The following is a 3,236-nucleotide window of genomic DNA, read 5'->3' on the forward strand; positions in this document are numbered from 1 at the left end:
AATGCGGTTGCTTTCATTCTGGGGGCGGTTGCTGCGGGTCTGACAGCGATCTGGCCACGGACGGTACTGGCTTGCGTGTTCGGGCTTGTGGCGGGGGCGGTGATGGTTGTGCCGCTTATAATGCCATCCCTGATCGATGTACTTCCGGTCTGGTTTCGCGAGGCCCTGCCGGCCTCGTTCGAATGGCGACTGCAGATATGGAGCTATACGGGCGATCTGATCCGTGAACAGCCCTGGTTCGGCTATGGCATGGAGGCGTCCCGCCCCCTTAACGGGCAGGCAGAAGTGTTCGCCCACGGGAGGTTTCACGATGTCGAGGCCTTGCCGATGCACCCGCATAATGCCACTTTACAAGTCTGGCTCGAGACTGGGGCGGTCGGAGCTGCACTTTTGGCGGGGGGACTTGTTGCACTTGGTGGACGGGTCGCCGCTGCGCCGCGGCTTTCGCGGCTGCAAGCGATTGCTGCAGCTTGGATTACTGTAGTCTACGTGTCCTTGATCGTTTTCTCCTATGGGGTCTGGCAAGAATGGCACCAAGGGACATTGGCGTTGGCAGCAACGAGCGTGTTCTTTCTCGCAGCGAAGAAATCGCTGCGGTAGATGCCGTGCGCCTGACTGTCGTGACGGTTTCCTGGCATACAGGGCCCCATCTAACCGAGGCGGTCGCCTCCATTCTTGCAGCGCCCGGTGTCGATGAGTTCGTGTTGGTCAATCACGGCAATCCGCCCGAGATAATCCAGTCGCTTCGCACGATGGCGGCGGACACTGACAATTTTGTCCTGATCGAAACCGGCAGCAATCTCGGCTTCGCGCGGGGCTGTAATATCGGCGCCCAGCGCGCCAGCGGCGATGTCGTTCTTTTCCTCAATCCGGATGCTGTCCTGGCGAAGGGCGTCGCCAGTCGCCTGAAAACGTCTGCCAAGGAATTGGGCGAGGATATCTGGGTCATGGGTGCGCGCATCGTCAACCCGGACGGAAGCGAGCAGCGAGGCGGGCGCCGGGGTGAACTGACACCGCGCTCTGCGATGATCTCATTCCTCGGCCTGGATCGCTTCCTGCCCTTCATGAAGAGCCTGCATTTCGAGCGTGAAACCTTGCCGGACGCCATTGTCCCCGTCCCGGTGGTCTCGGGCGCCGCCATGCTGATGCCGCGGCGCGGCTTTCTCCAGATGGGTGGGTTTGACGAGCGCTATTTCCTGCATGTCGAGGACATCGACATTTGCCGCAAGGTGCGTGAATGCGGTGGCAAGGTCTGGTTCGAGCCGCGCGCCTCGATCGTGCATTATGGCGGGACCAGCCAGTCCAGTCCCTTCTTCGTCGAGACCCACAAGGCGCTCGGCTTCATCAAGTATTTCTGGAAATACTATCCCGGCGCGCTCGAGCGGCTGACCACGATGGCCATGATCCTTCCGATTTTCGGGGCGATCTGGGGGCGCGTGACCCTGCTTCAGCTGCGCAACAAGGTCCGGCTTGTCACCGCCCGCCGCAAGGCGTTTGCGCGACTGCGCCGCATGGAGGCGCGCCAGGTCGCCCGGGCTGCCCAGGAGTGCGCGGTGGATACCGCAGCTAGCCAGCCGCCGGTTTCGGAAAGCCGCCCGCTCTAGACAGGGCACTGTCGACCGGGTGTTTCAGCCCCTCGGTTTCCAGCCATTTCGCCGTTTCGATCAGCTTGTCCAGGTCCAACCCGGTCTCGAAGCCGCCGCGCTCGAGCATGTAAACCACATCTTCCGTCGCCACATTGCCCGTTGCCGCAGGCGCAAACGGGCAGCCACCAATCCCGCCGACCGAGGCGTCAACGACGTCAACGCCCGCCTCGACCGCGGCATAGATATTGGCCATCGCCGTGTTGCGGGTGTTGTGGAAATGCATGCGGATCTTCATGTCGCCACTCTCGGCGCGGACGCGGTCCAAAATGCGCCGGACCGACCATGGATCGGCAACGCCGATCGTGTCTCCCATGGCGAATTCGGTCGCTCCGGCGGCGCGGGCGCGAGCGGCAAGCTGCGCAACGACCTTCGGATCAACTTCGCCGTCAAACGGGTCCCCAAAGGCCACCGAGACCGTCACCGAGACCGGCACGCCTTCATCGTGAGCGAGCACAGCGATGCGGTCGAACAGGTCGGCGGTTTGCTCAGGCGTCGCGTTCTGGTTCTTCAACCCGAAGCCGGGCGAGGCGACCATGACGTAATTGACCTCGTCACAGCCGTTTTCCAACGCCCGCCGCATGCCGCGCTCATTGAGCGCCAGGCCGATATATTTCACCCCGTCCTGCCGCGGCACGCGCTGCATCACCGCATCACTGTCGGCCATCGCCGGAACCAGCTTGGGATGGACAAAACTCGCCGCTTCCATGCGCCGCACACCGGCTGCGATCAGGCGGTCGACAAACTCGATCTTGGTGTCCGTCGACATCATCGCCGGATCATTCTGCAGCCCGTCCCGCGGCCCGACTTCAACGATCTCAATCTTGCGGGTCATTGGGGGTGTCCTCTGGGGCGCAGCGGGTGAACAGGATAAGAAGGGTCGTTTCGGCACCTCGGGAGTAGTTGGTCCCTGAGGCAAGCGAACGATGACAGATGCCCAAGGGATTGACGTCGGAGGGCAACACGAGATCGGTGTAGAGGTGCTGCGTGTCGTCTTCTCCCGGCGGCGACAAGAAGACCACGCCGTCGTCGTGGACGCCGGTAACACCACCGAAAATCAGGAGTGCGCGCAGTGATGACGATCGGGACAGGTCCAGCACCAACATGGTTGGCTCCGAACGGTTCAATGCAAAGTCCACGACCTCCCACGACTCACCCAACACCGTATCCGTGCCCAGCGAGAAGGCGAGGCTGGGTTCGGTGAAGCTGGAGGCGGTGATGATCTCGTCCGGTGACAGGCCGGTGATTGTCTCCGAATAGGCCCGCGCCGCGCGCACCTGGTCACAGCCATTATCACTGGCGCAAGTAGAGGAATAGGAAAAGGAATCGCCGAAGTGTTTGCAAAGCACGGAGCAAACGTAGCATTTACATACAGCTCGTCTGTAGAAGCTGCAGATGAACTCGAGAAAGAACTTAACGCCTTAGGCGTAAAAGCAAAAGGATATAAAAGTAACGCTGCAGATTTTGAAGAATCTGCTAAGCTAGGTCAAGATGTCTTGGAGGAGTTTGGAAGCATTGACATACTGGTAAATAATGCTGGAATTACAAAAGACAACCTTTTGATGCGTATGGCAGAAGAGGATTTTGATAAGG

The 3,236-nt window shown here is 60.4% G+C and carries 5 protein-coding genes; 3 read left to right on the forward strand and 2 right to left on the reverse strand.

All coding sequences use genetic code 11. The features are described from left to right. The coding region (locus QZ266_RS08645; RefSeq protein ID WP_295694010.1) for an O-antigen ligase at positions 1-600 on the forward strand (600 nt) is incomplete at its 5' end. A 5-nt stretch (positions 601-605) separates the two neighbouring features. Then, complete coding sequence (locus tag QZ266_RS08650; RefSeq protein WP_295694012.1) at positions 606-1,604, forward strand: glycosyltransferase family 2 protein; 999 nt, start codon at positions 606-608, stop codon at positions 1,602-1,604. Here the strand turns inward: QZ266_RS08650 and QZ266_RS08655 are convergent. Beyond that, positions 1,567-2,478 (reverse strand): hydroxymethylglutaryl-CoA lyase, encoded by a 912-nt coding sequence (locus tag QZ266_RS08655; RefSeq protein WP_295694014.1) that lies wholly within the window; start codon positions 2,476-2,478, stop codon positions 1,567-1,569. The two genes, QZ266_RS08650 and QZ266_RS08655, sit on opposite strands and share 38 nt — an antisense overlap. Continuing rightward, complete coding sequence (locus tag QZ266_RS08660; RefSeq protein ID WP_295694017.1) at positions 2,462-2,992, reverse strand: hypothetical protein; 531 nt, start codon at positions 2,990-2,992, stop codon at positions 2,462-2,464. The genes QZ266_RS08655 and QZ266_RS08660 overlap by 17 nt, the downstream gene beginning before the upstream one ends. Here QZ266_RS08660 and QZ266_RS08665 point away from each other — a divergent pair. Beyond that, on the forward strand, positions 2,921-3,236 hold a 316-nt coding region (locus QZ266_RS08665; RefSeq protein ID WP_367178226.1), incomplete at its 3' end, for an SDR family NAD(P)-dependent oxidoreductase. The genes QZ266_RS08660 and QZ266_RS08665 overlap by 72 nt on opposite strands.

Source organism: uncultured Maricaulis sp. (assembly GCF_905480005.1).
Classification (GTDB): Bacteria; Pseudomonadota; Alphaproteobacteria; order Caulobacterales; family Maricaulaceae; genus Maricaulis.

Bases quoted from the DNA above. Each gene is read 5' to 3' on its own strand.
- QZ266_RS08655 (WP_295694014.1), bottom strand. From the start codon at position 2,478: ATGACCCGCAAGATTGAGATCGTTGAAGTCGGGCCGCGGGACGGGCTG.